Raw genomic sequence first — 12,239 nt, forward strand, 5'->3', positions numbered from 1 at the left:
CCAGGGCGTGGTGACCTTCTCAGGGGCCGTCAGTGGCGACCGGTGTCGATCACACAGAAGCGGTTGCCCTCGGGGTCGGCCAGCACGACGAAGTCGGCGTCGTCCGGGTAGAGATCCCAGTCGACGCGCCGGGCTCCCAGGGACACCAGCCGCTCGACCTCGGCGGCCTGGTCGGCCGCGTCCCCGGCATACAGGTCCAGATGGATTCGCGGACGGTCCTGGACCGGTGTCTCACTGAGACCGAGCGCCAGCTGCACCCCGGCCCCATCCGCCGGCACCAGCACCACCCAGTCGTCCTCCATCTCCTCGCGTGGGACATATCCCAGGGCCTGCATCCAGAACGCCGCCGCACGCGGCACGTCCGAGACACCCAGGACAACGGAACCGACTCTCAGCATGCGTCGATTCTGGCCGACCCCGGCACACCGGCACACCGGCGACACCCGCCTACGCCCCTGGCAACACCGCGGACATCGCCCGACACGTCACCAGCGGCCGCCGGGATGTCCGATCCACGCCTTTTCGTGGGGTGAGCGGCCGGATCCCGGCGTCGGGCCGAGTGCCCATCATTCACGACCGAAGTTCTGCGCCCATCGGGCGTCGGACTCGCCCACGCCGATGGCGGTGTTGTCGCAGTTGAGGATGTTGGCGCGGTGGCCGGGGCTGTTCATCCAGCCCTCCATCACGGCCTCGGCGGAGGTGTAGCCTGCGGCCACGTTCTCGCCGGACCAGGCGGTGTAGCCGGCCTCCAGGGCGCGTTCGGCCGGGCCGATGCCCTCGGGGGTGTCGTGCGCCATGTAGTCGCGCTCGGCCATGTCCTCGCTGTGCAGCTGCGATGCCTGCGTGAGGTCGTCGTCGACGCGCATGGGGCCGCAGCCGGCCGCTTCGCGTTCGGCGTTGGTGAGGGTGACGACCTCCTGGGCCAGTGCCGATGCGCCGGAACCGCCGCCGGGGGCGGGGTCGGCGGGCCGGTCGGGGGTGTCGGGGGAGGCGTCGGGGGATTCCCCGGATTCGGGGGAGGCGGGGGCGGTGATGGTGCCGTCGGCCTGTGCCGGGGCTCCGGCCTGTGGGGGGCGCTCGGGGCTCGGCTCGTCGTCGGGGGCGGGGGAGGCGTCGTCCCGGTCGTCTTGGGGGAAGAAGTCGTCGCCGGAGGCTGCGGGGGGCAGCTGGTCGTCGGATAACGCGCCGGACGCCGCGGTCCCCGACTGGCCTTGGCCCTGCGGGGCGGCGGCGGCCAGGACGAGCGAGGCCGCCAGGCCGAGGCCCACGGGCACGGCGGCCAGCGCGGCGATCAGCGGGCTGCTCCAGCGGCGGCGCGGGCGCCGGTCGGCCGCCGCGGACCGGCGGCGGTGTGCGCGGGGCTCGCCTCGCTGTCGCCGGTGTCTTCGTCGTCCTCGTGCCATGGCGTCGGCCTCCATTCCGGTCGGGCCTACGGATGTGTTGCTGGGCGTGTCGTTACCCGCGCGAGATCGTAGAGCAAAATGCGGCGGAAGGGGAGATTGAGGGCAGATGTCCCAGTTCAGGGCGGTGTGCGGTACTGGGCGGTGTAAACGAGAGGGGCGGACCGGAGCGCGGGGCGCTCACGGCGGGTGACGGCGGAGGCCTTGCGCGGCGCGGCGCAGGGCCCGGAAAACGCCCGGCCTGCACGGCTTTGCGCCGGGACCGCGGGCCGTTGTGCACGCCGGGGGCCGCGCATCCGCGACAATGGAGGGGTGAGCCTTTACCGTGACGAGGCGGTCGTCCTCCGGACCCAGAAGCTGGGCGAGGCCGACCGTATCGTCACGCTGCTGACCCGCCGGACCGGGCTGGTCCGCGCGGTCGGCAAGGGCGTGCGGCGCACCAAGTCGCGCTTCGGCGCCCGGCTGGAGCCGTTCAGCCACGTCGATCTCCAGCTGTACACCGGGCGCACGCTCGACGTCGTCACCCAGGCCGAGACCCTGCGCGCCTACGGCGAGTCGATCGTCACCGACTACCCCCGCTACACCGCGGCCACGGCCATGCTGGAGACCGCCGAGAAGATCGTCGTGGTCGAGAAGGACCCGGCCCTGCGCCAGTTCCTGCTGCTGATCGGGGCCCTGCGCACCCTCGGCGAGGGCGGCCACGACCCCCGGCTGGTCCTCGACGCCTACCTGCTGCGGTCGCTGGCCGTCGCCGGGTACGCCCCGGCGCTGGCGGAGTGCGCGCGCTGCGGCTCGCGCGGGGAGCACCGCGCCTTCGCCGTCCACGCCGGGGGCACGGTGTGCACGGTGTGCCGGCCGCACGGCTCCACCGCGCCGGCGCCGGAGTCCACCCGGCTGATGTCGGCGCTGCTGGGCGGCGACTGGGCGGCGGCCGACGCCAGCGAGGGCCGGCACCGCGCCGAGTGCAGCGGCCTGGTGGCCGCCTACCTTCAGTGGCACCTGGAAAACGGAATCCGATCTCTGCGCCTTGTGGAGCGTTCTTGAGCCTGTTCACCTCTTCGTCCAACCCCTCGCGGGGATACCGGCCGCCCACACCGCACCCCAGCGGGGCGCGCCCCCCGGAGCTGCCCGCCGAGCTCATCCCGCGGCACGTGGCCATCGTCATGGACGGCAACGGCCGCTGGGCCAAGGAGCGGGGGCTGCCGCGCACCGAGGGCCATAAGGCGGGGGAGAGCTCCCTGTTCGACGTCATCGAGGGCGCGCTGGAGCTGGGCATCCGCAACGTGTCGGCCTATGCGTTCTCCACCGAGAACTGGAAGCGCTCGCCCGATGAGGTGCGGTTCCTCATGGGCTTCAACCGCGAGGTGATCCGCCGCCGCCGCGACGAAATGCACGCCATGGGGGTCCGGGTCCGCTGGGCGGGACGCCGCGGGCGGCTGTGGAAGAGCGTCATCTCCGAGCTGGAGTCGGCCGAGGAGATGACCAAGGACAACACCGCGCTCACCCTCCAGTTCTGCGTCAACTACGGGGGCCGCGCCGAGATCACCGACGCCGCCGCGGCCCTCGCCCGCGCCGCCGCGGAGGGCCGCATCAACCCCGACCGCATCAACGAGGCCACCCTCGCCAAGTACCTCGACGAGCCGGACATCCCCGACGTCGACCTGTTCCTGCGCTCCTCGGGCGAGCAGCGGTTCTCCAACTTCCTGCTCTGGCAGTCGGCCTACGCGGAGTTCGTGTTCCTCGACACCCTCTGGCCCGACTTCGACCGCCGCCACCTCTGGCACGCCTGCGAAATCTACGCCAGCCGCGACCGCCGCTACGGCGGAGCCATCCCCAACCCGGTCGAGCCGTCACCTGCGAACCCGGCGGAGTGACACCGGCTACACCCGTGCCGGAACGGCAAACCTACTGTCGCGTAACCACGGGGCCGGGGTGCATAGTCGTGTTCCATGAGCGGCTTCGACATTGGGCAGGACATCATCTCCTATGTGGCCCTCGGTGACAGCTTCACGGAGGGTATGGACGACCCCTATCCCGGTGATTCCGCTGTGCCGCAGGGCGGCCGGTACCGTGGGTGGGCGGATCGGCTGGCCGAGCATGTGGCCGACACCGGGACCGAGGTCCGCTATGCCAACCTCGCGGTGCGCGGCAAGCTGATCCGGCAGATCATCGACGACCAGCTCCCGCGCGCCGTCGAGCTGCGTCCCGACCTCGTCACCTTCTGTGCGGGCGGCAACGACATCATCCGCCCCGGCGGCGACCCCGACCTGGTCGCGCGGGTGTTCGAGGGAGCGGTGCGGCGGCTCACGGACACGGGTGCGACCGTGGTGCTCTTCACCGGCGCCGACACCGCGTCCCAGCCGGTGATGCGGCACCTGCGCGGCAGGATCGCCACCTACAACATGCACGTGCGCGCGATCGCCGACCGCTACGGCTGCCCGGTGGTCGACCTGTGGGGGATGGCCGCGCTGCACGACCGCCGCGCCTGGAGCGAGGACCGGCTGCACATGTCGGCCGAAGGCCACCGGCGGCTCGCGCTGCGGGTCTGCGAGGTCCTGGGGGTGCCCGCCGAGGGCGACTGGGACGCGCCCTGGCCCGATCTGCCGGCCCCCGACTGGCGGCTGGCCCGCCAGGCCGACCTGCACTGGGCGCGGGAGTTCCTGGTGCCCTGGATCGGCCGCCGCCTGACCGGCCGGTCATCGGGTGACGGGCGCACCGCCAAGCGGCCCAACCTGGAGCCCCTGCGCTGAGTGTGTCCCGGAGAACACTGAGGCGGCCGCGCCCGGACCACTCCGGGACGGCCGCCCATGGCGGAAGAGCAGCGGTCAGCCGGCCGACGACAGGGTCGCGCGGCAGGTGGCGCAGGTGCCGAACACCTCGACGGTGTGGGAGATGTCGCTGAAGCCGTGCTGTGCGCCGACCGCCTCGGCCCACTTCTCCACGGTCGGCCCCTCGACCTCGATCGCCTTGCCGCAGCCGCGGCACACCAGGTGGTGGTGGTGGGAGTCGGTCAGGCAGGCGCGGTAGACGGCCTCGCCGTCGTCGGTGCGCAGCACGTCGATCTCACCGGAGTCGCTGAGCGCCTGGAGCGCCCGGTAGACGGTGGTGAGCCCGATCTTGGAGCCTTCGGAGCGCAGGTCCGCATAGAGGTCCTGCGCGCTGCGAAAGCCGGTGCTGTCGTTCAGGGCCTGTCGTACGGCCTCGCGTCGTGTACTCATGTGGACACGCTCCCCCTCTCGGTCTGGGGCATCGTACCGGCCGTGGCGGCCGCGCCGCCGCCGAGGGGGGCGCGGCTCCGGCCGCGTGCGCCGCGCACGAGGTATCCGGCCCCCACGGCGGCGCAGAAGACGGCCAGGGCGATCAGCACGATGGCCGACCCCGGCGCGACATCGACATAGTAGGCGGTGGAGAGCCCTCCGAGGGCGGCCACCACCCCGACCGCCATGGCCAGGGCGATCGTCACCCGGAAGCTCCGGGTGAGCTGCTGGGCGGCCGCGACCGGCACCACCATGAGCGCGCTCACCAGCAGCACGCCCACCACCCGCATGGCCAGCACGACGGTCAGCGCCGCGGTGATGGCGATGACCAGGCTCAGGAACCGCACCGGCAGCCCGTGGGCGCGGGCGACGTCCTCGTCCTGGCACAGGACGAACAGCTCGCGGCCGAAGTAGCCGATCACACCGAGCACCAGGACCGCCAGCGCGGTGACGGTGTAGACGTCCTCGGTGCTCACCGTGGACACCGACCCGAAGAGGTAGGAGGTCAGGGTGGCCGTGGAGGCGCCCGGCGCCAGCCCGATGAGCAGGACGCCGCCGGCGATGCCGCCGTAGAACAGCAGGGCAAGGGCGACGTCGCCGCTGGTGCGGGTGCGCACCCGAACGAGCTCGATGAGGGCCGCGCCGAGGGCGGCGACCACGGCGGCGGTGAGCACCGGCGCGGTCCCGGTGAGGAAGCCCAGCGCCACCCCGGTCAGCGCCACGTGCCCGATGCCGTCGCCCAGCAGGGCGAGCCGGCGCTGCACCAGGAAGGTGCCGATGACCGGGGCGACCAGCCCGACCAGCGCCGCGGCGATCAGCGCCCGGCGCATGAAGTCCGGCTGGAGCATCTCGATCACTGTGGGGCCTCGGTCATTCGTAGCGGGGGACGTCGATGGCGGGGACGGCGGGCGGGTGCGGCGCGCCGTCGGTGTGCGGGTGCTGGTGCTCGTGGCCGGGCCGGGCGCAGGCGCCGGTGGGGCTCGGCGGCGGGCCGTCGTGGACGACGGAGCCGGTGGAGAGCACCACGCTGCGCCCGATGAGCGGTTCGAGCGGGCCGAGCTCGTGCAGCACGAGCACGACGGTCGCGCCCTCGCCGGAGAGCCGGGTGATGGTGTCGGCGAGCGCCTGCTGGCTGCCGGAGTCGACGCCGGCCATGGGTTCGTCCATGACGAAGGTGTCGGGGCGCCCGGCCAGGGCGCGGGCGATGAGCACTCGCTGCTGCTGGCCGCCCGACAGCTCGTGGACCGAGTGGTGCGCGCGGTCGGCGAGCCCGACCGCGGCGAGCGCGTCGGCGACGGCGGCGCGGTCCTCGCGCGTGCCAAGGCGCAGCCGCCGGCGCCGTGCGACCTGCCCGGAGGCCACGATCTCGGCCACGGTGGCGGGTACGCCCCCGCCCGCGGACAGCCGCTGGGGGACGTAGCCGATCCGGCCCCAGTCGCGGAAGCGGTTCAGGGCGGTGCCGTGAAGTTCGATGCGCCCGGCGGCCAGCGGGGTGATGCCCAGCATGGCGCGCATGAGCGTGGACTTGCCCGAGCCGTTGGGCCCGAGGATGGCGACGACCTCGCCCGCCCGGATATCGAGGGACACCCCGTGCAGCACCGGCGTGCGGTCGTAGGCCACCACGGCGCCGGACACGCTGAAGGCGGGCGGTGCATCCGGATCGCGGGGTTCCACCGCGGAAGCGGGCGAGTTCCGGATTCCGGTCAGTTGTGCGGACACGTGTCAAGTGTGCCGAAAACGAAAATGATTGTCAAAATGGCCACTAGAGTAACGGATGTCCGGGATCACCGGCAATGGCCGCTATCAGGGGAATCCCGGCGGCCCCCGGGCCCCCTAGAACAGGCCGCTTTGCAGGAGCCCGAGCGCCAGCAGCGTGGCCACGACCACCACGCGCATGGCGCGCTCGCCGCCCCGCAGCCCCGGCCAGGCCAGGAAGGCCAGCCACCCGAAGAACCCGGCCAGCAGCGCCAGCAGCAGCGCCCCCGCGACCCCCGCCAGCAGCAGCCCCGACACGAACACCGCGGCCATGGCCAGCGGCAGGACCCAGCGCGGGGCGTTGTGGAGCCACACCAGCGGTACCGCGCTGCGCCGCTCGATCTCGGCGCGCAGCGGGCCCGCGCCGGGGGTGTAGAAGCTGTCCCCGCGCGGCAGCGGCCGGCCGGCCCCGCCGGTGCCGCCCCCGGTCTGCCCGCCTCCGGCGGGGCGGTTCGGACGGTTCTTGCGCGGCTTCCTGCCCTTGGCTGACACGCGGCTCCTCCGGCCTGCTGGTGCGCGGTGGTGCGGGGCACCCGCCCGGCGGCGGCCCCCGCACGAAGCCTATGGCCAACGCCCCCGCGCGCACGACCGCTCCCGCCGGCCTCGCCGCACGGCGCGGCGTGCGGCGGCCCGTCTCGCCGCGGGCGCATTTCGGTCAAGATCGGGGGGAGAATGCACGTCCACAGTGGTGGCGGGCGCCCCGGCACTCGCGGCTGCGGCTATTTTTGTAGCGGCGGTCGGTTCCGGTCCGGGACCCCGGGTTCTCGACAGGGGTTTACCGGTCACTTACTCACGGTGACCTAGGTTGGCCCTCCACTGCCACCGGGCCCACTGCGCCCGGTCTCTGTGATCCCCGCTCCGCAGAAGAGACATCGGGAGACTGTTTTCCGTGGCCAAGCTCAGCGTCATCGTCACCTTCGACGTCACCGAGCCGCACCTGCACGACTGCCTGGACTCCCTGGGCCGGCAGGACCGCGCGCCCGGCGGCACCGAGGTCGTCCTCGTGCCCGTCGCCCACGCACCTGCGGCGCCGGCGCAGGACGGCGCGTCCCCGGCCGAAGGTGCCAATACCGGTGAGCCCGATACCGCCGACGGCGCCGACGATCCCGACTCCGCCGCCCCGGCCGCCGCCGAGGACGAGCAGGACAAGGCCGGCGAGGACGAGGACAGCGAGGCGGTCGAGAGCGCCCGCAGCGAAGGCCTCGACACCGCGCGCCGCTTCGCGGCCGACCCGCCCGCGGGCTTCACCGCGACCCTGCACGACACCGCCGCCGCCGGCCACGCCGAGGCACGCCGCATCGGGGCCGCCGCCTCGGCCGGCGAGTACCTGATGTTCGTCGAGGGCGGCGACACGCTGACCGGCTACGCGCTGGGCTACCTCACCGACTCCCTCGACGCCTCCGGATCCGACCTCGCCACCGGCAACGTCTACCGGTTCAACGACCTCGGCGCGCGCCCCTCCGGCGCCCACCGCAAGATCTTCGCCAAGGCCCGCACCGGCGTCGACGTCCACGCCACCGCCTCGCTCCTCTCCGACCGGCTGTACGGCAACAAGCTCTGGCGCCGCACCTTCTGGGACCGCATCCCCGAGAGCGCGATCCCCGCCACCGACGCCGACAGCGACCTCGCCGTCGTCCGCCTGCTGTTCGCCGCCGGCACCATCGACGTCCTGCCCGCCCCGGTCCACCTCGTCCGCGACCGGCCCTCCGGGGAGAACCTGAGCGAGGCCGCCGCCCTGACCCGCCGCCTCACCGCCATCACCGAGCTGTCGGCCTCGCTCAGCGGCGCCGACCGCGACCTGTGGGACGGCCGCGCCCTGCGCACCGACGTCCGCTCGGTGCTGGTGCGCCTCGACGACGCCGAGCCCGACGCGCGCGAACGCTTCTTCGACCTGGTCAACGCCTATCTCGACACCGTCGGCCGCAAGGTGCTCGACTCCCTGCCGCCGCTGCACCGCCTCAACTACGTCCTCGTGCGCAAGCGCCAGGCCGACCGCCTGCTCGAGGCCATCACCTTCCAGAAGAGCGTGGAGCTGAAGAAGGCCCCGGTGGTGCGGCGCGGCCTGCACTACTTCGTCCGCTACCCGTTCTTCGAGGACCCCGAGGCGCAGATCCCGCGCGAGGTCTACCGGCTCGACGCCGAGCTGAAGGTCCGCCAGAAGACCGAGCGCATCGAATGGCGCGACGACCGGCTGGTGGTCGGCGGGCGCGTGGGCATCCTCAACCTGCGGGCGGGGCGCCGCTGGCAGCAGCAGCTCGTGGCCTTCGCGGTCAACACCGACAGCGGACGCCGCATCCCCGTCCCCGTCAAGGTCCTCCACGCGGCCGAGTACCGGCTGCCCGACCTCCCCGACGCCGCGCGCCACGACTACGGCGGGTTCGAGATCAGCGTCGACCCCTCGCGGCTGCGGCTGGCGGGGGAGTGGCGGGCCACCGAGTGGAAGCTGGAGCTGGTCGTCATCAACCGCGGCCTGGTCCGGCGCCGCATCATCGCCAACCCCGTCGCCGGCCCGCCGGAGCGCCCGCCCTACCGCAAGGTCGCCGACGACGTGTGGATCCGGCCCGGCTGGAACCGCGACTCCCAGCTGTCCATCGCGGTCGAACCGGTGCGCGCCCGGGTCCTGGAGCACCGGGTCGACGGCGCCGGCCGCCGCGCCGAGCTGGAGATCTCCGGCGAACTGGTGGCCCCGCCCGCCGCGGAGTCCCGGGCGCTGCGGCTCACCCGCTCGCCGGGCACCGCGCGGTTGGAGTACCCGCTCGACATCTCCGGCGGGCGCTTCGCGGCCCGCGTCCCCGTGGCCGACCTGCTGGCCAAGGCCGTCGACGAAGGGCCCGGGCAGCTGCGCCAGGAGAACTGGAAGGCCGCCCTGGTCACCCCCGGGGGCGACGCCGTGCCGCTGGTGCTGCCCGACGACGTCGAGGTCCGCGCCCACGCCGCGGGCGACGGCCACCACGAGGTCGCCGTGCAGCGCACCAGCACCGGCCACCTGCGGCTGCGCGCCGGGTGGGCGCACCCGGTGATCCAGGGCGCCGCGTGGGCCGGCCGTGAGCTGACGCTGACCGGCCACTACGCGGCCGAAGCCCCCATGGAGCTGGTGTTCAAGGCCCGGGGGCGCGACGAAGAGCACCCGGTCGCCGTGAACCGCGACGGCGGCGCGTTCACGGCCACCTTCACTCCGGCGGGCATCCCCACGCTGTCGGGGACCCTGCCGCTGTCGTCCGGCAGTTACCAGCTCTGGGCGCGGGTCCACCCCGACGGCGGCGCCGCCCGCGACGTCAGCGCCGAGATCGACCCCGGCTTCGTGCGGCGGCTGCCGCTGCGGATGCAGACCCGCGAACGGGAGTTCGGCTTCGAGGACTCCGGTTCGGAGATCCCCGTCCTCAAGGTCGGCTCCGACCTGCGCCCCGAAGAGCGCGGCTCGTTCGCCCAGAAGAACCTGCGCGAGACCGTCTACCCCGCGCTGCGCGAGGAGCCGCTGCGCGAGGAGATCCTCTTCGACAGCTACACCGGGCGGCAGTTCTCCGACAGCCCGCACAGCATCTACAGCGAGCTGCGCCGGCGCAAGGGCCGCTGGGCCGACCACGCCATGTCCTGGCTGGTCAAGGACGGGCAGGTGAACCTGCCCGACGACCTCACCGCGGTGCGCCACAACGGGCGCGACTTCTACGAGTCGCTGGCCCGCTCCCGCTACCTGGTGACCAACTCCCGCCAGCCCGCCTGGTTCACCCGCCGCCCCGGCCAGGTGGTCGTGCAGACCTGGCACGGCTCGATGCTCAAGCGCATCGGCTTCGACATCGAGAACATCCGCGGCAAGTCCCGCGACTACCACGAGAAGCTGGCGTGGGAGACCGCGCAGTGGGACTACCTGGTCTCGCCCAGCCCCTGGGCGACGCCCATCCTGCGGCGCGCCTTCCGGTTCGACGGCGAGATCCTCGAGACCGGGTACCCGCGCAACGACATCTTCTTCTCGCCCGACCGCGACGCCATCGCCGCCGCCACCCGCGCCCGCCTGGGCCTGCCCGAGGGCAAGAAGGTCGTGCTCTACGCGCCCACCTGGCGCGACGACAAGTACTACACCCGCGGCAAGCACAAGCTCGACCTGCACCTGGACCTGCGCCGGATGTACGACAAGCTCGGTGACGACCACGTGCTGCTGGTGCGCCGCCACCCGCGCGTGGTCGACAGCGTGCCGATCGTCGGCGAGGACTTCGTCTACGACGTGTCGCTCTACCCGGAGATCATGGAGCTGTTCCTGATCACCGACGTGCTCATCACCGACTACTCGTCGATGATGTTCGACTTCGCCAACACCGGCCGGCCGATGCTGTTCTTCACCTACGACATCGAGGGCTACCGCGACAACCTGCGCGGGTTCTACTTCGACTTCGAGGAGACCGCGCCGGGCCCGCTGCTGCTGGAGTCCGACGACGTGATCGGCGCGCTCCAGGGCATCGACTCCGTGGCGGCCGACTACGCGGGCAAGTACGCCGCGTTCACCGATCAGTTCTGCCCGCTGGACGACGGCCGCGCCGCGTCCCGCGTGGTCGACCGGGTCTTCGGCGGCGGCTGATCACCGGCCCGCTTGCGCGGGGGCGTGCCCGGTCGCCGGGCGCGCCCCCGCCGGCGTCGGGTCACGTGCCGCCGCCCGACACCGCCTCGCGCTGGCGGGCGCCGTCGCGGGCGGCGATCATGATCTGCACGATGTGCTCGGCCGACGTCACCCGTCGCCGGTCTTCGGGCGGCACCGCGGCCGCGCCCATGCGCACCCGCGGGTTGCGGTGCACCGCCGCCGAGGCGACGGTGGCCTGGCCGGAGAAGTGCAGGTCGGTGGCGCCGGTGGCGATCACCAGCCCCGCCGCGTTGTCGGGCCGGATCCCGCCGCCGGGCATGACCGTGATGCGGCCCTCGGCGCGCCGCACCAGTTCGGCCAGCAGCCCCGATCCCTGGGCCGCTGTGGCCTCCTGGCCGGAGGTGAGCACCCGGTCCACGCCCAGGGCGATGAGGTCGTCGAGCGCGGCCCGCGGGTCGGCCGTGACATCGAACGCGCGGTGGAAGGTGACCGCCAGGCCTTCGGCCGCCGCGAGCAGCCGCTCCATCACGAACCGGTCCACCGACCCCTTCGGCGTGAGCGCCCCGAGCACCACGCCGGGGACCCCCTCCTCGGCGAAGGCGAGGATGTCGCGCTCCATCGCGGCCACCTCGTGCTCGTCGTAGACGAAGTCGCCGCCGCGCGGGCGGACGATGGGGTAGACGTCGATCCGGGAGACCGCGCCGAGCGTGGTGCGCACGGTGCCCAGGCTGGGGGTCAGCCCGCCGTCGGCCAGGGCCGACACCAGCTCCACACGGTGGGCCCCGGTGCGCTCGGCGGCGATGGCCCCCGCGGTGCCCTCGACGACGACCTCGAACGTCAGCGCCACGTGAGTCCCTCCGATCGGTGGTGGCTGGCCGGTCTGGACCAGTACACCATGGCCGGCCCCGCCCGCACGCGTGCCCGGGGGTGAGACGATGTGGCGATGATCGTCATCACCCGCTACACCGTGGCCCCCGACGACGCCGACGCGTTCGTGGAGCGTGCCGAGACCGCTCTGGAGGCGCTGGGCGCGCGGCCGGGCCTGCGGGGCTCGTGGATCGGCCGGGCCGCCGACGAGCCCGGCCTGTGGACCGTGGTGACCGAATGGGACGGCCCGGGGTACTACCGGCGCGCGCTGTCGGACTTCCAGGTGCGCATGGCGGCCGTGCCGCTGCTGTCCGAGGCCCACGACGAGCCCACGGCCTTCGAGGTCGTGGCGGGACGCGCCCGCTGAACGCCTCCCCGGGCGGCCGCCCG

The 12,239-nt window shown here is 73.3% G+C and carries 12 protein-coding genes; 5 read left to right on the top strand and 7 right to left on the bottom strand.

Annotated elements, in window-relative coordinates; genetic code table 11:
• Positions 1–29: 29 nt before the first annotated feature.
• Entirely contained in the window at positions 30–398 is a 369-nt protein-coding gene (locus ACFOVU_RS06235; protein ID WP_378530672.1) for a VOC family protein, read from the bottom strand.
• Between the two features lie 168 nt (positions 399–566).
• Positions 567–1,403 (bottom strand): CAP domain-containing protein, encoded by an 837-nt coding sequence (locus ACFOVU_RS06240; protein ID WP_378530674.1) that lies wholly within the window; start codon positions 1,401–1,403, stop codon positions 567–569.
• Between the two features lie 309 nt (positions 1,404–1,712).
• On the opposite strand from ACFOVU_RS06240, the gene recO reads away from it, so the two are divergent.
• The 3 genes from recO to ACFOVU_RS06255 all read left to right on the top strand — a co-directional run bounded on the left by recO (position 1,713) and on the right by ACFOVU_RS06255 (position 4,150).
• The gene (recO, locus tag ACFOVU_RS06245; protein ID WP_378530676.1) at positions 1,713–2,444 is read left to right on the top strand and encodes a DNA repair protein RecO; all 732 of its coding nucleotides are present in this window, start codon (positions 1,713–1,715) and stop codon (positions 2,442–2,444) included.
• Positions 2,441–3,274: an isoprenyl transferase gene (locus ACFOVU_RS06250; protein ID WP_378530678.1), complete on the top strand. Its 834-nt coding sequence runs from the start codon at positions 2,441–2,443 to the stop codon at positions 3,272–3,274. The genes recO and ACFOVU_RS06250 overlap by 4 nt, the downstream gene beginning before the upstream one ends.
• A gap of 75 nt (positions 3,275–3,349) precedes the next feature.
• Entirely contained in the window at positions 3,350–4,150 is an 801-nt protein-coding gene (locus tag ACFOVU_RS06255; protein WP_378530680.1) for an SGNH/GDSL hydrolase family protein, read from the top strand.
• Positions 4,151–4,225: 75 nt separating this feature from the next.
• Here ACFOVU_RS06255 and ACFOVU_RS06260 read toward each other — a convergent pair whose 3' ends face one another.
• The 4 genes from ACFOVU_RS06260 to ACFOVU_RS06275 all read right to left on the bottom strand — a co-directional run bounded on the left by ACFOVU_RS06260 (position 4,226) and on the right by ACFOVU_RS06275 (position 6,808).
• On the bottom strand, positions 4,226–4,618 hold the full coding sequence (locus tag ACFOVU_RS06260; protein ID WP_378530682.1) for a Fur family transcriptional regulator: 393 nt from the start codon (positions 4,616–4,618) through the stop codon (positions 4,226–4,228).
• Positions 4,615–5,514: a metal ABC transporter permease gene (locus ACFOVU_RS06265; protein ID WP_378530684.1), complete on the bottom strand. Its 900-nt coding sequence runs from the start codon at positions 5,512–5,514 to the stop codon at positions 4,615–4,617. Before ACFOVU_RS06265 ends, ACFOVU_RS06260 begins: the two co-directional genes overlap by 4 nt.
• A gap of 13 nt (positions 5,515–5,527) precedes the next feature.
• Positions 5,528–6,376, bottom strand: coding sequence for a metal ABC transporter ATP-binding protein (locus ACFOVU_RS06270; RefSeq protein ID WP_378530686.1), 849 nt, complete (start codon positions 6,374–6,376; stop codon positions 5,528–5,530).
• Positions 6,377–6,490: 114 nt separating this feature from the next.
• Positions 6,491–6,808 (bottom strand): DUF6703 family protein, encoded by a 318-nt coding sequence (locus ACFOVU_RS06275; RefSeq protein ID WP_378531198.1) that lies wholly within the window; start codon positions 6,806–6,808, stop codon positions 6,491–6,493.
• A gap of 493 nt (positions 6,809–7,301) precedes the next feature.
• Between ACFOVU_RS06275 and ACFOVU_RS06280 the strand changes: the two genes are divergently transcribed.
• The gene (locus tag ACFOVU_RS06280) at positions 7,302–10,982 is read left to right on the top strand and encodes a bifunctional glycosyltransferase/CDP-glycerol:glycerophosphate glycerophosphotransferase (protein WP_378530688.1); all 3,681 of its coding nucleotides are present in this window, start codon (positions 7,302–7,304) and stop codon (positions 10,980–10,982) included.
• A gap of 61 nt (positions 10,983–11,043) precedes the next feature.
• On the opposite strand, the gene ACFOVU_RS06285 is transcribed toward ACFOVU_RS06280, so the two are convergent.
• The gene (locus ACFOVU_RS06285; protein ID WP_378530690.1) at positions 11,044–11,829 is read right to left on the bottom strand and encodes a copper homeostasis protein CutC; all 786 of its coding nucleotides are present in this window, start codon (positions 11,827–11,829) and stop codon (positions 11,044–11,046) included.
• A gap of 96 nt (positions 11,830–11,925) precedes the next feature.
• Here ACFOVU_RS06285 and ACFOVU_RS06290 point away from each other — a divergent pair, with 96 nt between their 5' ends.
• On the top strand, positions 11,926–12,216 hold the full coding sequence (locus tag ACFOVU_RS06290; protein WP_378530692.1) for an antibiotic biosynthesis monooxygenase family protein: 291 nt from the start codon (positions 11,926–11,928) through the stop codon (positions 12,214–12,216).
• Positions 12,217–12,239: the final 23 nt, after the last annotated feature.

This window comes from Nocardiopsis sediminis (assembly GCF_042650565.1).
Taxonomy (GTDB): domain Bacteria; phylum Actinomycetota; class Actinomycetes; order Streptosporangiales; family Streptosporangiaceae; genus Nocardiopsis_B; species Nocardiopsis_B sediminis.